The organism is Mesorhizobium sp. WSM4847 (assembly GCF_055811335.1).
Genome location: NZ_JBVVPY010000077.1, coordinates 1 through 2752, shown reverse-complemented (window position 1 = coordinate 2752; position 2752 = coordinate 1). Strand labels below are relative to the sequence as shown.

General features: G+C 59.8%; 3 protein-coding genes. All 3 read left to right on the top strand.

Annotated elements, in window-relative coordinates:
- Positions 1-70: 70 nt before the first annotated feature.
- From AC0L28_RS34535 to AC0L28_RS34525, 3 genes are read left to right on the top strand one after another with little or no spacing between them, the layout of a single operon-like run.
- Positions 71-1297, top strand: coding sequence for an aminotransferase class I/II-fold pyridoxal phosphate-dependent enzyme (locus tag AC0L28_RS34535; protein ID WP_473482953.1), 1227 nt, complete (start codon positions 71-73; stop codon positions 1295-1297).
- Positions 1298-1301: 4 nt separating this feature from the next.
- Positions 1302-2123 (top strand): phosphocholine cytidylyltransferase family protein, encoded by an 822-nt coding sequence (locus AC0L28_RS34530; RefSeq protein ID WP_473482951.1) that lies wholly within the window; start codon positions 1302-1304, stop codon positions 2121-2123.
- On the top strand, positions 2120-2743 hold the full coding sequence (locus tag AC0L28_RS34525; RefSeq protein WP_473482949.1) for a CDP-alcohol phosphatidyltransferase family protein: 624 nt from the start codon (positions 2120-2122) through the stop codon (positions 2741-2743). The genes AC0L28_RS34530 and AC0L28_RS34525 overlap by 4 nt, the downstream gene beginning before the upstream one ends.
- The last annotated feature ends 9 nt before the right edge of the window (positions 2744-2752 follow it).

The following is a 2752-nucleotide window of genomic DNA, read 5'->3' as shown; positions in this document are numbered from 1 at the left end:
CTTCCGCGGGCAGTGGACGGCCAAGGACCGCAGCGAGAGGTTCCTTCGAAAAGAATGGATGGAGACGCGCATGTTGGCGCAACGGACAAACTTGTTTAAATCGTCGGGGACCGCGGCCGCCCGCGCCGCGGCGAAGGCTGCCGCCGATGCCGGGATGGAGATTGTTGATCTCACGGCCGGCGAGATCTGGAGCGATCTGGCACCGACGATCCGGGACGGAGCGATCGAGGCGATTCGACAAGGCCTGAACCGCTACACTGACACCATCGGCTCGATGGAGTTGCGCGAGGCGCTGGCACGGAAGGTATCGGTCGAGACGGGGCAGCTTTGGCGGGCCGACGAGCTCGCCGTGACGAACGGCGCCAAGCAGGCTCTTTTCAACGTGGCGATGACGCTGATCAATCCCGGCGACCAGGTCATCATTCCCGCGCCCTACTGGACAACATTCCCAGCGCAGATCCAGATCGCCGGCGGCACCCCAGTCCATATCGACACGCGAGGAAACGGCTACGTTCCACGGATCGACGACATCCAACGCGTCATCACGCCGCTGACCCGGGCCATCGTCGTCAACACGCCCGCCAACCCCAGCGGCGCCGTCTACGACGCGGAGACTCTTTCGGGCATCGCCCAGCTGGCGATGGATAAAAACCTCTGGATCATCTTCGATGAATGTTACGGCCCTTTCACCCATGATGGCCATCGGCATCATCCGGTTGTGTCACTGACCCCCGAGGTCCGGGCCCGGACGGTGATCGTCAATGCCTTCTCCAAAAGCCTGGCCCTCACCGGCTGGCGCGTTGGCTATCTCGCTGCGCCGAAAGAACTGATCTCGGCTGTCAAGGCGCTTCAGTCGCACACGACATCGAACCCGAATGTCGTTGCCCAGCATGCAGTGCTGCACCACCTCCGTGAGGGAGATGGCGCCTTTGAGGCCCGGCTCAAGTGGCGATTGACGGCGGCGCGGCAGGCTGGGCTTACTGCCCTCTCCGAGCTGCAGCGCGTTCCGATACCTGAAGCACAGGGCGGGTTCTATTTCTATCTCGATCTGTCCGGCCTGTTGCGGCCGACGCTCGCCAATGATGACGCCAGGACAGCCGACGACATCGTGGCCGCGCTGCTCGCCCAAGCCGGCGTGGCCGGCGTGTCAGGCACTGCCTTCGGCGATCCCATGGGGCTCAGGCTCTCCTATGGCGTTCCGCCGAAGCAACTCGAGGTGGGCCTCGAGCGTGTGGTCGGCGTCCTTAACGGCTGGAACCGAAAGAATCGTCGCAGCAAGCAAAATAGAAGGGCTTAGACCCATGACTGCAATTGGTCCGAGAGAGGCGGTGATTCTTGCCGCCGGGTTTGGCTCGCGCCTGCGTCCGCTCACCGATCTGCGGCCGAAGCCGCTGGTCGAAGTCAACGGCACGCCGATCCTTCACAACGCCTTGCAGAACCTCGAGGCAGTCGGCGTAAGGGAGGTGACGATCGTTGTCGGCTATCGCAAAGACGCGATCCAATATTCCTGCGGCCGACGCTTCGGTAGGCTCGATATCAATTATGTCGAGTCGACGGTCTTCGACCGCACGGGCAGCGCCTATTCACTCTGGCTGGCACGCGACGCGTTACTCTCGGGAGACTGCTATCTTCTTGAGGGCGACGTCTTCTTTGAGGAAGACGCGCTTCGGCGCTTGACGATAGATGACGCGGCGAATTCAGCCGCAGTAGCGCCTTTCCATCCGTCGATGGAGGGCTCTGCAGTAATTTTGTCCGAAGGCGGATTTATTTCCGAGTTTCGGCTTAAACAAACAGCTGCGGACCTGGTTTCCGGCGGCCCGGCTCTCTTCAAGACAGTGAATCTCATGCGCTTCTCCGACGCGACACTGCGCACGATAATCGTGCCTGCCCTTGATGATCTCATCGGTTCCGGTGCGATCAAGGCTTACATGGAGGAGTTTCTTGCTCATCTTATCGAAAGCCGCGGCCTCCGGCTTGCGGCTGCCCGCTGCGATGAGCTGCGATGGTACGAGATAGACAGCGAGGCCGATCTAAGGACTGCGGAGAACATATTCTCACCCTTATGCGGATCGCCTTCTCCGGCATCAAATCGCGTCGAGATAGGATCGGACGGCTTCCAATGATTATCTATCTTTCAGACCGCGCAAACCAGATCACGATGCTTGGCCTCCTGGCATCAGGAACCGCGCTCTATTTTGCGCAATCGGGCAAACCGGAGCTTGCAATCGCAGCAGCGCTCTGGGCGGTCTTAGCAGACCATTTCGACGGAGTGGTCGCGAAGCGAACGAAAAACCGGTCAGCAGAGACGGCCAGTATGGGGAAGAGTCTGGATGGATTTGCTGATCTCCTGTACGGCGCCGTCATTCCGGCTGCGGTACTCATGCAAATCGGAACAGGCGGTGTCTTGCCGTTTGTAACGGGGCTCGCTCTAATACTCGCTGGTGCTTTGCGATTAAGTTATTTCAGCAATTTCGGGATGTCCACAAAAGGGTATTTCACCGGCGTTCCGCTTTCCTACGACGTTCCGCTCATGGCAGTTCTTCTGCTTATCGCAGCGTGGATTCCTGTCCCACTGTGGAACAATGCTACATGCGGACTCTTCTTGTTGCTCGCTGTTCTGCACGTGCTGCCCATCGCCGTGCCAAGTATGAATCGCGCAATGTATGCAGTGGTCAGCTCCGGCGAGCGCGAAAGCGTCGGCCTTCCGCTGAACTGGCGGAACTTAATGATGGAGGCTCGGTGATTCTGTCGC